Here is a 16,896-nt window from a genome sequence, read left to right on the forward strand (position 1 = left end):
AAATTATTCAAATTCTAGGGATATCAGTATTCGATAAAACTCCAATTAGTGAGCTCCTAACAGATTTTCAATCAAATCAAAATTTCAATGAACAAATAGATTTATTTAACAACTAAAAATTAACGCATCAGTACTAATTTATAATTTATAATTCATAATTCATAACTCATAATTCATAACTCATAATTCATAACTCATAATTCATAACTCATAATTCATAACTCATAATTCATAACTCGAATTACTCGTCTTCCTCTTCGTCATCATAACTTTCAGAGGGTTCAAAATCGTCGTCGTCGTCATCGTCATCATCGTCAGAACCGCCTTTGTCTTTTAATAAGTCAACATCGTCTTCCTCTTCATCACCGGGAATGTCGTCATCATCCAAATCGACCCCTTTAACGGGAGCAATCGGTTCAATTACGGCATCTAAATCTTCTTCTTCATCTTCAAATTTTTCCATACGAGAAGCCAATTTGGTACTTACTTTTACCAAATAAATGGTGTCTTCTGTACGAACTTCTACGGCTTCCACCAATTCGTTTTGGGCATTTCGAAAACGAATGATATCGGAATCATCGTATCCATCGGGAAATTTTTCGACCAAAAGGTTCAAAATATCGCTGGTTAGTTTGGCGTAATCAACAATAACTCGTCTCATAAGTAGGTTTTATAAATCTAACAGGTAAGCAAAGATAAGTGGTGCTACAATGGTAGCATCGGATTCTACAATAAATTTAGGAGTTGTTATATCTAATTTCCCCCATGTAATTTTTTCATTCGGCACTGCTCCAGAATAGGAACCGTAACTCGTTGTTGAATCAGAAATCTGGCAGAAATAACTCCAGAAGGGCACGTCGTGCATTTCCATGTCTTGATACAACATCGGAACGACACAAATTGGGAAGTCACCGGCAATACCTCCTCCAATTTGGAAGAAACCAACCCCTTTCCCGGCGCAGTTTTTAGTATACCAATCGGCTAACCACATCATATATTCGACCCCACTTTTCATGGTAGTCGGTTTAAATTCTCCTTTAATGCAATAGGAAGCAAAAATGTTCCCCATGGTGCTGTCTTCCCATCCGGGGACAACAATCGGTAGGTTTTTTTCTGCTGCAGCTACCATCCACGAATTCTTGGGATCAATTTCGTAGTATTGTTCCAAATCCCCCGATAAAATCATTTGGTACATGAATTCATGCGGAAAATAGCGTTCGTTATTTTTGTCGGCTTTGTTCCAAATATCAAACAAATGGGACTGTAAGCGACGAAACGCTTCTTCTTCAGGAATACAGGTGTCTGTTACACGGTTGTAGTGATTTTCCAATAAATCCCATTCTTCTTGAGGTGACAAATCCCGGTAGTTGGGGACGCGTTTGTATGAATTATGGGCCACCAAGTTCATGATGTCTTCCTCTAAATTGGCACCGGTACATGAAATGATATGCACTTTATCTTGACGAATCATTTCAGCCAATGATTTTCCTAATTCTGCGGTACTCATTGCACCCGCTAGGGTTATCATCATTTTTCCATTTTCCAACAAATGGGCTTCATACCCCTTGGCAGCATCTACTAAAGCTGCGGCGTTAAAATGCAAGAAGTTGTTTTCAATAAACTGACTAATAGGCCCTTTACTCATGGTCTCGTTGTTCTAGGTGTGATGGTTTGCTTGGGGTCAAAGAAAAACTATTTTTTTAAAACTTCAAACGAAAATTTATTTTTTATCGTAACCCAGTATTTTCAATACATCGTCGGAGGTTTGTTGCGGTGAAAAGACCTCCGTAGCAATGATGCCATTTTCATCTCGATCGATGAGAATGTGTTTGGGTTGGGGAATCAAACAGTGGTGTAAACCTCCAAAACCACCTATCGTTTCTTGGTAGGCTCCCGTATTGAAGAAACCAATATACAGCGGTTTTTCCTTGTTGTATTTGGGTAAATATACTGCGTTCATGTGCTGTTCGGAGTTGTAATAATCATCACTATCACAGGTCATTCCGCCGAGTAACACCCGTTCATAGGTGTCATTCCAACGGTTGACGGCTAGCATCACGAAGCGTTTGTTGATCGCCCATGTATCGGGTAGGGTGGTAATAAACGAACTGTCAATCATGTTCCAGTTTTCCCGATCGTTTTGTTTCTTTTGGTAAAGGACTTGATAGATTGCTCCGCCACTTTCGCCCACGGTAAACGAACCAAATTCGGTAAAGATATGCGGTACTTCCACCTCGGCATCGTCACAGGCAATTTTGATTTGATTCAAAATTTCGTCAACCATGTATTGGTAGTCGTACTCAAAAGCGAGCGAATTCTTAATTGGGAAGCCACCGCCAATATTCAAACTGTCGAGTGTAGGACATTCTTTTTTAAGTGCAATGTACACTTTCATACACTTGAGCAATTCATTCCAATAATAGGCCGTATCGCGAATTCCCGTATTGATAAAGAAGTGTAGCATTTTCAACTCCACTTTTTTATTTTCCTGAATTTGCTTGCGGTAAAAAGGAACGATATCCTTGTATCCAATACCCAAGCGCGAGGTATAAAACTCAAATTTGGGTTCTTCTTCGGCGGCAATACGAATTCCAATTTTGAATTTTCCTTTGATTTGCTCTTGCAACAAATCCAACTCCTCATAATTGTCAATGACAGGGATCGTTTTATTATGGCCGTTGTTGATCAGGCGCGCAATGTTTTCTACATACGCATCGCGTTTGAAACCGTTGCACACCACGTAGGTGTTTTTGTTGATTTTGCCATTTTCCAAAAGCTTTTCCACAATATTGATATCAATGGCCGAAGACGTTTCGATATGAATGTTGTTTTTGAACGCTTCATTCATGATGAACTCGAAGTGCGAACTTTTGGTGCAATAACAGTAGTAGTATTTTCCTTCATACCCGATTTTTTCCATGCCTTTACGAAACCAACCTTTGGCTTTGTTGATGTTGCTGGAAATTTGTGGCAGATAGGTGAATTTAAGCGGAGTGCCGTATTCCTCTACCAATTTCATCAAGTCGATGTTATGAAAAAGAAGGGTGTCTTTGTTAAGGGTGAACTCTTCTTGTGGAAAATAAAAAGTTTGGTTTATTAAGTCGAAATATTTAGTATTCATTTTACCGTTTGAAAAAGATTAAATTAAAAACAAATGCAAATGCTTAGTAAACGTTTTTAATTTTTCAAACGCGTAAATTTTCATAGACAATCGATAAGTCCATGGTATAATCAGAAAGTTGAATGTGGAAAAAACAGTCGAATTTGGGAATAAAAAAGGAAGCAACAGCACCTTGAGGTATCGATTTACAAAGGTCGATACGGTGCGCATTTAGGGTGGCTTTAACATTTTTATTCATCCCCGCAAATGTAAAAAATAATAAAATCGATTTACAATTATTTTTACAAAAAAATATTAGTTGTTTAAGAACTCGAAAGCCGCTGTAATTAATTCGTTTTCAACTGTTTCGTGAAGTCGCGTTTTCCCGATTCCCTCCAACAATGCAAACTGAATTTGACCGTATTCATTTTTCTTGTCGTGAATCAAATATTCTCGTATGTAAAGTTGGTCTTCTTCCGTGATAGTGAAAGGTGGAAATATAGTTTGTAATCCTGTTTTTATCGCTTGTAGATCCGCTGCGGAAAGGTATCCTTTTTGGTGGGAGATAAAAGCCTCCATGAGCATTCCCAATACAATGGCTTCCCCATGCAATAGGGGCGAGTCTGAATTTAAAAAATAACTTTCAATGGCATGCCCCAACGTATGTCCAAAGTTCAATGCCTTCCGAATCCCATTTTCGGTTGGGTCTTGTGAAACGATTTCATTTTTTATAGCGACCGAGCGGTGAATCAAAGCATCCAAGTCATTTACATCCAAATCGTTCAAGTGACACAACTGTGCCCAATAGTGCGCATCGTGAATCAAACCGTGTTTAAACATTTCAGCCAACCCCGATCGCATTTGTCGTGCGGGAAGTGTTTGAAGATACGTGCTGTCTATCAGAAGGAGTCTTGGATTATGAATCACGCCCACTTGATTTTTGAGTAACCCTAAATCGACGCCATTTTTACCGCCAATCGCAGCATCTACCATTCCCAATAGCGTTGTGGGGACATGTATAAAATCAATGCCTCGTTTGAATGTAGCGGCTACAAATCCCCCTAAATCCGTAATTACGCCTCCGCCTAAATTAATCAATAAGGACTTCCGGTCAGCGCCCATTTCGGTCAGTAGGGTCCACAACTCCACACAGGTTTGTATTGTTTTCATCGATTCTCCGGGTTCGATTTCTATAATTTCAACCGGAGCTGTCGTTTCAAGTAGCGCTAAAAAGTGTGGCGCACAGTATTCATGGCTGTGTGTATCAGTTAATACGAATACAGTGGAATATTTTTTTTGGGCAATGTATTGATTCAGCGCTGAATATCCCGCTGCATTAAATTCAATGGGATACCCATTTGCCATGATTGCTTGCATTATTGTCAATTTTGAGTCCAAAAATACACCATTTTTTGGTTTTTTTTCACGTATAAATTGATACATTTGTGTACTTTCAAACCACTATGGAAAAGATATTTAACAACACAGAAGTTGCTTTTAGTTTGAAGACCGACACCGAATTGGATCGGGCTTATTTTTTGTTTAAAATGATTGCCAGTGAACCCTTAGTTCGTATTGGAACGGCAGTCACCAATTTTGCCATCAAGGCCCATTTGCCCGTTGAGGGATTGATTCGTGCAACGGTTTTTGACCATTTCTGTGGCGGAACTACCGAGGTCGATTGCCTTTCGGTGGTCGATAAAATGTATACCAAAGGCGTCTCCTCCGTATTGGATTATTCCGTTGAGGGAAAAGAAGAAGAGGCGCAGTTTGATGCCGCTTTAAATATGACCATGAAAACCGTTGATTTTGCCAAAGAGCGCAACGCTATTCCTTTTGCTGTTTTTAAACCTACGGGCTTGGGGCGTATCGCGTTGTATGAAAAAGTAGGTCTAAAACATCCGCTCACAGAAGCCGAACGTTCCGAATGGAATCGCGTGCAAGAACGATTTGATATTATTTGCAAAACAGCCTATGAAAAAGATGTCGCCTTGTTGATTGACGCCGAAGAAAGTTGGATGCAAGATGCCGCCGATGCGATTGTTGAAGAAATGATGCGTCGCTACAACCAAAAGAAAGCTATTGTTTTTAATACCTTGCAATTATACCGCTGGGATCGTATGGACTATTTAAAACAATTGCATGCTAAGGCTGAAAACGATGGGTTTTACATTGGGATGAAGTTGGTGCGGGGCGCCTACATGGAAAAAGAAAACGATCGAGCACAACAGCACGGGTATCCAACGCCAATTTGTGCCGATAAAGCCGCCACCGACGCCAATTATGATGCCGCTGTGGAGTATATGATGACGCATTTGGAACGTATGGCGATTTTTGCCGGAACGCACAATGAAGAAAGTTCATACAAATTAATGGCTTGTATGGCACAAAAAGGCATCGCGAAAAATGATGCTCGCATTTGGTTTGGCCAATTGTATGGCATGAGCGACAATATCAGTTATAATCTTGCGGCTCACGGCTATAATGTGGCAAAATATCTGCCCTTTGGTCCTGTTCGTGATGTAATGCCCTATTTGATTCGTCGTGCCGAAGAGAATACCTCTGTGGCGGGACAAACGAGTCGGGAATTGAACCTCTTGAAGACCGAACGCGAACGCCGAAAATTAGATAAATAACATACGAATTGATAAAGCGGTTTTTAGGCCGCTTTATTTGTTTTCCAACGGGTTAAAAATGAGGCGTTCCCCGATAATGGATAGACATAAAAACGATTGCAAACCTCCCACAAGGGTGAGTTTTCAACGGGGTCAATTAGCACTCCGATAGCGTTTTTGTAATACGAATGGATAAATACCATTTGATTGCCCTTGCGGTAAATGAAACCGACATGTATGGCGCCAAATCCGATGAAATGAATCCCCTCGGGAATTTTTTCAGCTAACATTTTTTTACCCGACGCAGCATCAGAAAAGGATAGGGTAAGGTAGGGGTCATTTTTACTCAAATAGCGTGCCTCCTCTTCGGGACCCAATTGTGCCATTCGATAGCGATTGAGGGCTACCCCAGCATCGCGAAGTACCGTGGCTACAAAATAGCTACAGGCTACCGGTTGCGTTCCGGGTTGCTCGGGATGCCCTTCAAACGACCAGGGCGTACCTACCCAATACGGAATAAGATGCTGCACCATAATGGACGTGAAAACCCGTGAGGTTTCTTCAATAGAAGTCGCTGTTGTAAGTCCATTTTTCACATCTTTTACCGTCTTTTTTTGCTGGGCATAACTTTCTTGGGAGGGTTTCGGAAAAAGCAAAGGATCGGATACTGGTATCACTTTTTCTATTGTTACAGGCGTCGCAGGTGTATTTTGGCAACTTATCCATAAAGGAAAGCACACTAGTAAATGTCGGAGTTGCATAATGCGTTTTTGTTATAACTCCGACACAACAATTTTAGTATTTAATTTTACAATCTAAAGTCAAAATTAGTAGAATTTCAAAAGTGTTTTTAGGCAGCACAAACCAAGAGTTTCATAGGAACCTCGGTCCCGCTTTCGCCTTTACCTGCCTGCCGGCGGGCAGGTCTCTTCGCTGCGCTACGAGGATACCGGCTCTACCTGCCTGCCGGCAGGCAGGTCGGGGCTGTATCGACGAATGGTTTTCAAAACCAACTAGGAGGACAGCAAATACGATTTCAAATCAGCGTAGGTAGCAATCGACGTCTTCACTTTTTCACGTGCCATAAGTTGGGCAATCGACTCGGGAATAGGGAGTTTAATGTTCAAGGTGGATTCTACTTCTTCCAAGAATTTGACAGGATGTGCGGTTTCCAAAAAGAGGCCCACTGCTTCGGGATGCTTTTGAAGTACTTGTTGTAAACCCAAATAACCCACTGCACCGTGAGGTTCTGCGATATATCCAGTTTGTTCATAGAGGGCAACCATCACTTCCCGCGTTTGTGCATCGGTGTAGGCAAACGAAGAAAAGTCGTTTAATAGTGCTTCTCGATTGTTGTCATACAACGCTTGGATGCGCACAAAGTTGCTCGGATTGCCCACATCCATGGCATTGGATAGCGTGGGTTGTGAGGGTTTGGCAGTATAGCGTCCCGTTTGTAAAAATTCGGGAACGGTATCATTAACATTGGTTGCTGCCATAAAGTGGGCAATCGGCAATCCCATTTTTTTAGCCAATAATCCCGCACAAATATTACCAAAATTGCCACTCGGACATGAAATTACTAATTCGTTATGGTGTTTTTTTATTTGTTGCCACGCAAAAAAGTAATAGAACATTTGCGGGAGCCATCGCGCCACATTAATGGAATTCGCTGAGGTGAGTCCGAGTGCTTTTAAATCATCATCCAAAAACGCCGATTTGACCATATCCTGGCAATCATCAAAAACGCCTTGTACTTCTAAAGCGCGGATGTTTTGCCCTAATGTAGTTAATTGCCGTTCTTGTATATCGCTCACTTTTCCTGAGGGATAGAGAATTACTACATCTACTCCTTTAACGCCTAAAAATCCATTGGCCACAGCACCGCCCGTATCACCTGATGTAGCAACTAATACCGTCGATTTTTGTGTCGTATTTTGATTGAAATACCCCAAACAACGCGACATGAATCGGGCACCTACATCTTTGAAGGCTAGGGTCGGACCGTGGTACAATTCCAAGCTGTATACGGCATCATGAACCGGTACGCAGGGAAAATCAAAACAAAGGGTTTCAGAAATGATTTGGCGTAATTCCTTCTCAGGAATACATGTGCCTACATAAGGAGCGATTACTCGATACGCAATTTCCTCCGCTGTATAATCTTCTATATGGGCTATAAATTCGTCGCTAAGTGTTGGAATCGTTTCCGGAAAATAAAGTCCGCGATCGGGCGCTAAGCCAGCAATCACCGCTTCTTTAAAGTTGACGTTATGGTTGGGGTTGTTAAGACTGTAATAGTTCATGGGATGGGTAAAAGGTTTTAGGTTTCAGGTTTCAAGTTTCAGGTTTCAAGTTTATTCCGCTACGCTCCATCAGTCGGCTAAAGCCTCGTGTCAAGTTTTATATTGCTCTCGAGATTTTGAAATCAGGTGTAGAATTGTATTTTTATTCCATTATTCGCACGCCTTCCGGATCAATTGCTGAAATATGCATATCAAATTCAATTCCGGTTTCCACATAGGCTTGATGCATCGCGAAGGCCGTTTTTTCCGCTTGATCCCGTCCGCGGCATAAGGCAAAAACAGAGGGGCCCGCCCCTGAAATTCCAGCGCCTAGTGCACCGCTATGGAGTGCAGCCCTCTTGAGTTCATCAAAAAAAGGAATCAATTTTTTTCGCAAGGGTTCGATAACCACATCCTGTAACGAACGTCCAATTAAATCATAATCTTGAGTACATAAACCGGCTACGAGTCCGCCCAAATTCCCCCATTGCGTAATGGCAGCTTTTAGGGAAATGGTGGGTTCCAAAACGGCACGCGCATCGGCTGTTTTTATTTCAATCTGTGGATGTAACACTACGGCAAACAAGTCACTTGGAGAGGGAATTTGGACCACATCTAGCGGACCGTAGCCGCGAATCAGGGTGAAATTACCCAGCATACAAGGCGCCACATTATCGGCGTGTTCACTGCCACTCGCAAGAGCTTCGCCTTTCATGGCTGCCGCTACCAATTCCTTTTTGGAAAGGGGATAGCCTAAAAGCGCATTGACGCCAAATGCGGCACCCGAAGCACTGGCTGACGAACTCCCAATGCCACTCCCTGTACGGATTTTTTTATGAATTTCGATTTCAATACCAAAATCGGGTTCGCCCACTTCATCCAATACGGCTTGTGCGGCTACTCCAGCAACGTTTTTATCAATTTCAAAGGGTAATGAAGCCCCTGTGATTTTTGTAATTCGCAATCCTTTTTCAGCCGTTTTTCGAAAAATCATTTCGTCGCCTATCGCTTGCAAGCAAACACCAATGACGTCAAAGCCACAATTCAAATTGGCAATCGAAGCCGGTGCAAAGAGTTTGAGTTCGGTCATCATTTTTCATTTAAAAATTACCTATTCGGATGACATCCGCGAAAATACCCGAGGCAGTAACGGCAGCGCCCGCCCCCGCACCTTTGATCAGCAGCGGTTGATCGACATACCGATCGGTGTAAAATAACACAATATTATCTTTTCCTTCCAAATTGTAAAAGGGATGGTCTTTGGGAATAAATTGCAATCCGACGGCTGCTTTACCTTGATCAAATTCGGCAACAAACTTGATGCGACTTTCTTTGGCGTTTGCTTCTTCTAAAAGTGCATTAAAATGGGCTTCATGTTGGAGCAGCGATGCAAAAAAATCTGGATTATTTGTCGTTTGCATACAAGCATCCGGTAAGAAACATCGGTTTTCGATGGCTTCCATATTCATTTGATAACCGCTTTCGCGAATGAGAATTAAGATTTTGCGAGCTACATCCACACCACTCAAATCGATTTTCGGATCAGGTTCGGTAAACCCCTGAATACCCGCTTCTTTGACGACATCATGGAAACTGTAGGTCGAACTGAAATTATTGAAAATAAAATTTAAACTACCCGATAAAACGGCTTGAATTTTATGCACTTTATCCCCAGAAGCAATAAGGTGTTTTAACGTATCGATGATAGGAAGTCCGGCGCCCACATTGGTTTCAAATAGAAAAGGTGCATTATACTTACGTGACAAGTCTTTGAGTTTGCGGTAATGCGTATACTCCGAAGCGCAGGCAATTTTGTTGCACGTTACGACGGCTACCGATTCTTTTAGGAAGTGTTCGTAGAGCATCGCCACCGATTCATTGGCCGTGTTGTCAACAAAAATACTGTTCCGAAGATTGAGTGCACGAACGGTTGCTATGAATTCGTCGGGATTAGCGGTTTGACCTTGCTCTAATGCTTGTTTCCAGTCTTTTAACCCAATTCCTTCTTCTTCAAAAACCATTTTTTTGGAATTGGCTAGGGCAACCACACGCACATTCAGTTTCAAATTTTCTTTCAAAAACTTTTTCTGTTGGTGAATTTGATCCAAAAATTTCTCCCCCACATTACCAACGCCCATGACAAACAAATTCAGCTGCTTGAGATTGTCTTCAAAAAAGCGTTCGTGTAAGGTGTTGAGTGCTTTTTTGACATCTTTTTCATTGATGACTACCGATATATTACGTTCGGATGCCCCTTGGGCAATGGCGCGAATATTGACGTTGTTTTTCCCTAAGGTGCTAAACATTTTTCCTGAAATCCCTTGGTGGTTTTTCATGTTCTCACCTACTAACGCCACGATGCATAAATCCGTTTCAACCAAACAGGAATCGATTTTGCCTTGCGCCATTTCTACAGCAAATTCTTGATTTAGGGCGGTTTTGGCTTTTTCGGCTTCAAAGGATTGAATGCCCACGCAAATCGAGTGTTCGGAAGACGCTTGGGTGATGAATATTACATTGATGTGTTCGCGCGACAATACGTCAAATAATCGTTTGGACGAACCCGCAACGCCAATCATTCCGGAGCCTTCTAAGGTTACTAAAGCGATTGTGTCAATATGCGAAATCCCTTTGATAGGATTGGGTATTCCTTGGGGTTGCGCGCAAATTAGGGTGCCTTCCGCTTCGGGTTCGAAGGTGTTTTTTATCCAAATGGGGATGTGTGATTTCAAAACGGGTTGGATGGTAGGAGGGTAGAGGACTTTAGCCCCAAAATGCGACAATTCCATCGCTTCTTGATAGGAAATAGAAGCGATCGGTCGGGCTTGTTTAACCAATTTGGGATTGGCTGTAAACATGCCGTTGACGTCCGTCCAAATTTCTAAATCGGAGGCATTAATACCATTAGCAATAATGGCTGCTGTATAATCCGAACCGCCACGACCAAGCGTTGTAGTATTGTTATTATTGTCGCGCGCAATAAATCCGGGCAAAAGCGTAACTTTATGAATGGATGATGCAAAGTACTCTTCAATTAAAGTATTGGTTGTTTTAAAATCCACTTGTGCTTTACCATAATTTGCATCGGTCACAATCAACTCGCGGCTGTCTTTGAAACCACTTTCAGGCAATTGAAGTTGCAGGGCTTTGGCCATAATTTGTGCGCTTAAGAGTTCGCCCATCCCCGCAATGGCATCCGTAGTTCTCGGACTTCGTTCGCCCAACAAATAGCAGCCGTCCAGTAAGGTTTTAAGGTATTGCAATTCCGATTGCACTATGGCAATGATTTCTGCTTGTTCAACTGCTGGAATTAATTCGTCAATAGCGGTTTTGTGTTTGCTTTCAATTTCCTGAAAAAGAGTGCGGTAGGCAGTGTCTTTCGCAGCTGCTTTTTCCGAAGCCTGCAAAAGTAAATCGGTTACACCACTAAAAGCTGAAACAACCACGGCTAAACGATGGTGTTTTGCTTTTTCTAAAATAATCGCTACGCATTTTTGTATGTTGGTGGCGTTGGCAACGGAAGTGCCTCCAAATTTAAGGGTTTTCATGATAGGGTTTCAGGTTTCAAGTTTCAGGTTTCAAGTTTATTTCGCTTCGCATCATCAGTCGACTAAAGCTTCGTATCAAGTTTTAGGGGAGCTGATAACAATGAATTCGTATTGGATACAAGAGTTGGCATGCTTTTATCAAGCATCCGCGAATGGACGATATGTGTACAATGAACCCCTTAAGGGGTCGTGGTGGTGGTGCCATAGAAAACAACAGCCGAAGTAGTGGCTGTATTCAAGAAAAATGCTGTTTTCGATGCTGATTTCATAATGACAAAGTTAAAACAATGCGTTAAATAACAAAGTTTGTTCTAAACTTTTGCGAATATCAAAATGGTATATCGTTATCGAAATTTGAATTGTCAACAAATTCTCTTTTTTAGGAGAGTTTTTAAGGATATGTCAATAAAAATCGAAAGTTTTTGTTGCATAATCTAATGGGTTTGTTGAATTTTGGACGCAAATCAGGTTTCATGGATACCCTACATTACATCAGTTCGGAGGTTTTAACGCTAGAACAATTGCACGAAATCATTCATCAAGGCAAAACCATTGCATTGTCGGAGGATGCCAAAGTGAATATTCAAAAATGCCGTTCCTATTTGGATGAAAAAATGGCGGCGCAAAGTGAACCCATTTACGGTATCAATACTGGATTTGGGTCGTTGTGTAATGTAAAAATATCCAATGATAACTTGTCGCAGCTGCAAGTGAATTTGATGAAATCGCATGCGTGTGGTACCGGACCCGAAGTCCCACATGCTATTGTCAAATTGATGCTTTTGTTGAAAGTACAATCGTTAAGTTACGGCCATTCGGGGGTGCAATTGGCTACGGTAGCACGTTTGATAGATTTTTACAATCATGATGTACTTCCTGTAGTCTACGAACAAGGTTCGTTGGGTGCCAGCGGTGATTTAGCTCCCTTAGCCCATTTGTGTTTGCCACTCATTGGAGAAGGGGAAGTGTATGTCGATGGTTTTCGTCAACCTGCGGCTAAAGCATTGCAAAACAAAGGTTGGGAACCGATTGTCTTGCAATCCAAAGAAGGATTGGCTTTGTTAAATGGAACCCAATTCATGAGTGCTTACGGTTGTTTTGTGCTATTGAAAGCCATGAAACTTACGTATTTAGCCGATGTGGTTGCGGCTATTTCCTTGGAAGCTTTTGACGGTCGTATCGAACCTTTTGATGATTTGATTCACTATGTTCGTCAACATAAAGGACAGGTAACGACGGCTGAACGCATGCGTGATTTGTTGGAAGGTAGTGAAATCATTGGGCAACCCAAACAACACGTTCAAGATCCGTATTCCTTCCGTTGTATTCCACAAGTGCATGGTGCGAGTAAAGATGCTTTGGACTATGTAAAAAAAGTGTTTAAAACCGAAATCAATTCGGTTACCGACAATCCCAATATTTTCCGCGAAAGCGATAAAATCATCTCAGGAGGGAATTTCCATGGGCAACCGTTGGCCCTAGCGCTGGATTTTATGGGCATTGCCCTAGCCGAAATCGGAAGTATTTCCGAACGTCGTACCTATCAACTCATTTCGGGGTTACGCGGTTTGCCCGCTTTCTTAGTGAATGATCCTGGATTGAATTCGGGTTTTATGATTCCGCAATACACGGCAGCCAGCATCGTCAGTCAAAACAAACAATTGGCTACACCTGCGTCAGTAGACAGTATTGTTTCCAGTAATGGGCAAGAAGACCACGTCAGTATGGGGTCGAATGCCGCTACGAAAGCCTTACGCATTGTTGACAATTTGGAACGGATTTTAGCGATTGAATTAATGAATGCCTCTCAGGCCATTGAATTCAGAAGACCTTTACGCAGTAGCGAATTCTTGGAAAGTTTCTTAAAATCGTACCGTGAAGAAGTGCCGTTAGTGGAAGAAGATCGAATTTTACATTACGATATCGAAAAATCGGTGGCTTTTTTGAGCAGTTTTGTGATTGATATAGAAGAGTAGCGCTTACAACGGATCTTCATTTTTCCGAAACCAATCGCCAATGCGTTGCCAGAGATTTCTGGGGCCATTGTATGCTTTGCCATCGACCCAAAAGTGACTTTTCTCCGTAAGGTTATAGCGCTTTCGTCCGTCGGGATGTTCTGTTTTGGTGCAACTGGTTAACGGAAAATTCAATTCGTGCTCCACCCCATTTTTTCTAAATTTTCCTTTAAAATTCCCCGATTCTTGAATTGTCATTCCTACAAATTGATAGACGGTTAAGTTTCTTTTTTCATCGACAGCAGAAAAATCAGCATCGGTGAGTTCGACTTCCTTGGTGTCGACATTTTTATACAACGAAATTTCGATTTCCAGTTCACGATTACTTTTGTCAATATTGATGCCTCGTTGTCCCCGCAAATAGAAGCAATTCATATACGTTTCATAACAATTCGTTTGGGGATTATAGTGCACGGGAACCGCAGTTTCTTCCCATCGTTTTTCCCCTTTCGCATTCAATACCAATCGCCAAACCTTCATGTCAGGATCAAATTTTTTGCCTTTGGCCAACGGAAAACAAAAGCGAACCTTCGTATTGGCGTTTACAGTTTTAAAGAAGTCTTCATTCGGTTCAAACAAATACATGCCTGCCGTTTTGATTAATTTTTCGTGTATATCAATGGCAAAAACCCGATCGCGAATCATATCCTCGCTCGTAAAATAGGCCGAAATGTTTTTGAAATACGGTTCTTCAAAGGCAATCGTATCCATCGTTTCCTCCATCAATCCACAGCCGCGAATACGTCGGTGTTCGATAGCTACGCTTCGTTGCTTGGCGTTTGAATCAAAAAATGAACAAATACCACCGCCTTTGTAAACTAATTCGAATTCCTCAATCCCTTTCTGACGTAAATAATCCGCTACCGAAGTAGCACGTTGTGTTGAGAGCCACTGATTGTAAGCAAGCGGTCCTGTTTCATCGGTATACCCTGTAACGTGAAATTCATGTTTTAAACCAATTCCCATGTCATACGGAAAAAGTGAATCCAATTGCTTTTGGTGTAAAGCGGTGAGTCGAAATTGGTTGGTATCAAAGTAGAGCGTGGCTTCCGATTTTTCGGTTGCGCGTTGTGCCCAAACCGAACCCAAAACAAGGCTATTCAATACCACAGTTAGGAATAAATTTTTCATGTAGCTATTCGTTTTGTTTGATTATTTTTCCATATCGGGTTTGTTCCCCAATCCTTATTTTTAGGTAATACACTGCATTGGGTAATCCGGTCAGGTCCAATGTGTATTCAGTAGCCGATTCCGTTCGGTAAAAAATTAATTTTCCTGTAGTGTCAAATAAAAAGACTTCGCTTGCAGGCTGGTCCACACGAAGGGTCACCATAGCGGTTGTGGGGTTGGGGGCATACGTAAACGTAACGAGCTTATCTTTTGCGCTTTGCTCATCCAGAAGGGTGTTTTGTGCAAAGTTTTTTTCCTCTTGATCACAATGATTTATGGCACTAAATTGCTGTATAACGCGCAGCAAGAGTTCATTCAGCATTTCCACTTTAGTACTTTCTGCCGAGGGTGTGATGTGATTTTCGCCAATGCCGCTGTGGTTGGTCAACGTGAGGTAGGTTCCGTTGGTTTCCAAAGCCAAAGCGCGCATCAAATATTCGGTCGATTTGTCGATGCCACTAGCGGCAAGCGGAATAATTCGAATGCCTTTTTCGGCGGCTTGTCGCCCCAAGAGATGAAGTTTTTTAATGGTGGTCTCCGAGTAATGCGGCGGTGCATCCAAAACCACAAAAAATAATTTTGAAGTAGCATCGTCTTCCCAACTCATTTGGTGAATGGAATTATCAAGTCCTTCGATTACCGCTTCGGGATAATCGCCACCACCGCCAGCGCTTTGTTTTTTGATAAATTGAATCACGTTGGGAATCGCAGCCGTAAAATCAAAGTTTTTTACCACATAATCGTCGCCTATGTCGCGGTAAAACAAACTGCTCATAGCCACAGTGGCATCCGGTAGTTGTTGTTTTGTTCTTTCAATAACATCATACAATTCCGATTGCAAATAGCTGATTTCGTCTCCCATTGAGCCCGTGGCATCAATCATAAATCCAATGTTGATTTTGGATTGCGATGTGCATTCGTTTTGAAAGGTATAGCTGTTGATGCCGTCGTGAAATTCTTTGGGATTGCTACATAATACGGTGCCTGATTCATCTGTGATTTGAAGTCCCGTTCCCACTGCATTGGCTTCGGTTTCGGGCATATTCCATAATTCAGCGCGACCTGTGTTGTCGGTGCGGGCCGTCCATACAGTAGTAGCCCCCGATTGTAATCGTACAATTTTATTTACGATAGGGTAGCCTTTATCATTTTTTAAGACCAATGAATAGCGATGCGTGGGACAGATTTTCCAATAATTCTTCCATTGATTCAGTTCGTTCTCGGTCAGGCCTTGCCAATAGGTGTAATGACTAAAATCATTGACTTCGGTAGCGGTTAATTGTCCCGCTTTGGGCATTGAAGAGGTGCTTGAACCCGAGGTAGAAGGGGCTGCGGACCTCGTTTCTTCGACGGCAGCAGGAACCGGTTTGGGCGTCATTGCCAAATCGGAAGCGCTTGTTATTCTTTTTGTTCTTGTCGAACGATAGGGTAATATCACCACCTCATCCAAAGTCACACTAGCGTCTTCAAGCACCACATTCATAATCGGATGGGTTACTTTTATTTCCACAGAACGATATCCTACAAACGAAATGATTAATACGTCCCCCATTTTTGCATCGATGCCATAATAGCCCTCAATATCCGTATGCACACCCTTGGTAGTTCCTTTAATTTGAACGGTAGCGCCTGGAAGCGAGCCCGTGGCGTCAAGAACACGTCCAATCACTGGGTTTTTAAATGGATTGTCATACCGTTCATGGTTGTTGATTTCAATGCGTTGGGGTTTTTTAACCCGAGCGTAACGGCGATGACTACGATGTTGGCCACGTCGATTGAGGCGATCTTCTTTTGCTTGTTGTTTTCTTTCTTGTTTGATGATTTGACGTTTCAATTTTGCAAGGGCAATCGTCCAATTGTCCCTCATTTTTGCTTTCACCTTATAATTTCGATACGGCGTAATAAGGCGAAGCACGTCGTTTTTTTGCCCTTTAATCACAAACGTCCCCGATGTCGAGGTCACCGTGGCGTGATTGTTATTCAAATTGATAATCTCGATGCCTGAGAATTCTTGCGGATTATCGCTTTCTATCGTGCCGCTTAGCGTTTGACACCAGGCAGCGGGTATTACAAAAAGCGCCCATATAAGGCAGCAAAAATAGGAGCGGGAGGTTGGAATTCGTTGCATACTTTCGTTTTTTTATAAAGAGTATAACGAACATC

General features: G+C 42.1%; 13 protein-coding genes. 2 read left to right on the forward strand and 11 right to left on the reverse strand.

The genetic code is table 11. The features are described from left to right. Positions 1 to 241: 241 nt before the first annotated feature. The 5 genes from O9316_RS07375 to aroB form a co-directional block, all read right to left on the reverse strand. A complete protein-coding gene (locus O9316_RS07375; protein ID WP_298205138.1) occupies positions 242 to 661 on the reverse strand; it encodes a DNA primase in 420 nt (139 codons plus the stop codon). Positions 662 to 670: 9 nt separating this feature from the next. Further along, a complete protein-coding gene (locus tag O9316_RS07380; protein ID WP_073362407.1) occupies positions 671 to 1,645 on the reverse strand; it encodes a deoxyhypusine synthase family protein in 975 nt (324 codons plus the stop codon). A gap of 75 nt (positions 1,646 to 1,720) precedes the next feature. After that, positions 1,721 to 3,121, reverse strand: a complete 1,401-nt coding sequence (locus O9316_RS07385; RefSeq protein ID WP_073362405.1) for an arginine decarboxylase — start codon at positions 3,119 to 3,121, stop codon at positions 1,721 to 1,723. Positions 3,122 to 3,185: 64 nt separating this feature from the next. Continuing rightward, positions 3,186 to 3,359: a hypothetical protein gene (locus O9316_RS07390; protein ID WP_288041004.1), complete on the reverse strand. Its 174-nt coding sequence runs from the start codon at positions 3,357 to 3,359 to the stop codon at positions 3,186 to 3,188. A 56-nt stretch (positions 3,360 to 3,415) separates the two neighbouring features. Continuing rightward, complete coding sequence (aroB, locus tag O9316_RS07395; protein WP_298205137.1) at positions 3,416 to 4,477, reverse strand: 3-dehydroquinate synthase; 1,062 nt, start codon at positions 4,475 to 4,477, stop codon at positions 3,416 to 3,418. An 86-nt stretch (positions 4,478 to 4,563) separates the two neighbouring features. Between aroB and O9316_RS07400 the strand changes: the two genes are divergently transcribed. Beyond that, the gene (locus O9316_RS07400; protein WP_298205136.1) at positions 4,564 to 5,736 is read left to right on the forward strand and encodes a proline dehydrogenase family protein; all 1,173 of its coding nucleotides are present in this window, start codon (positions 4,564 to 4,566) and stop codon (positions 5,734 to 5,736) included. 23 nt (positions 5,737 to 5,759) lie between these two features. Here the strand turns inward: O9316_RS07400 and O9316_RS07405 are convergent, their stop codons facing one another. The 4 genes from O9316_RS07405 to thrA form a co-directional block, all read right to left on the reverse strand. Further along, positions 5,760 to 6,392, reverse strand: coding sequence for a hypothetical protein (locus O9316_RS07405; RefSeq protein ID WP_298205135.1), 633 nt, complete (start codon positions 6,390 to 6,392; stop codon positions 5,760 to 5,762). 336 nt (positions 6,393 to 6,728) lie between these two features. Continuing rightward, a complete protein-coding gene (thrC, locus tag O9316_RS07410; protein ID WP_298205134.1) occupies positions 6,729 to 8,021 on the reverse strand; it encodes a threonine synthase in 1,293 nt (430 codons plus the stop codon). A gap of 142 nt (positions 8,022 to 8,163) precedes the next feature. Continuing rightward, on the reverse strand, positions 8,164 to 9,090 hold the full coding sequence (locus O9316_RS07415) for a homoserine kinase (RefSeq protein WP_298205139.1): 927 nt from the start codon (positions 9,088 to 9,090) through the stop codon (positions 8,164 to 8,166). 10 nt (positions 9,091 to 9,100) lie between these two features. Beyond that, complete coding sequence (thrA, locus tag O9316_RS07420; protein ID WP_298205133.1) at positions 9,101 to 11,548, reverse strand: bifunctional aspartate kinase/homoserine dehydrogenase I; 2,448 nt, start codon at positions 11,546 to 11,548, stop codon at positions 9,101 to 9,103. Between the two features lie 473 nt (positions 11,549 to 12,021). Here thrA and hutH point away from each other — a divergent pair, with 473 nt between their 5' ends. Beyond that, the gene (gene hutH / locus O9316_RS07425; RefSeq protein WP_298205132.1) at positions 12,022 to 13,524 is read left to right on the forward strand and encodes a histidine ammonia-lyase; all 1,503 of its coding nucleotides are present in this window, start codon (positions 12,022 to 12,024) and stop codon (positions 13,522 to 13,524) included. Between the two features lie 3 nt (positions 13,525 to 13,527). On the opposite strand, the gene O9316_RS07430 is transcribed toward hutH, so the two are convergent. Continuing rightward, a complete protein-coding gene (locus O9316_RS07430) occupies positions 13,528 to 14,694 on the reverse strand; it encodes an OmpA family protein (protein WP_298205131.1) in 1,167 nt (388 codons plus the stop codon). Positions 14,695 to 14,698: 4 nt separating this feature from the next. Further along, a complete protein-coding gene (locus tag O9316_RS07435; protein WP_298205130.1) occupies positions 14,699 to 16,861 on the reverse strand; it encodes a carboxypeptidase-like regulatory domain-containing protein in 2,163 nt (720 codons plus the stop codon). Positions 16,862 to 16,896 lie beyond the last annotated feature (35 nt).

The sequence above is a fragment of the Flavobacterium sp. genome (genome assembly GCF_027533505.1).
In the GTDB taxonomy this organism is placed as follows: domain Bacteria; phylum Bacteroidota; class Bacteroidia; order Flavobacteriales; family Flavobacteriaceae; genus Flavobacterium.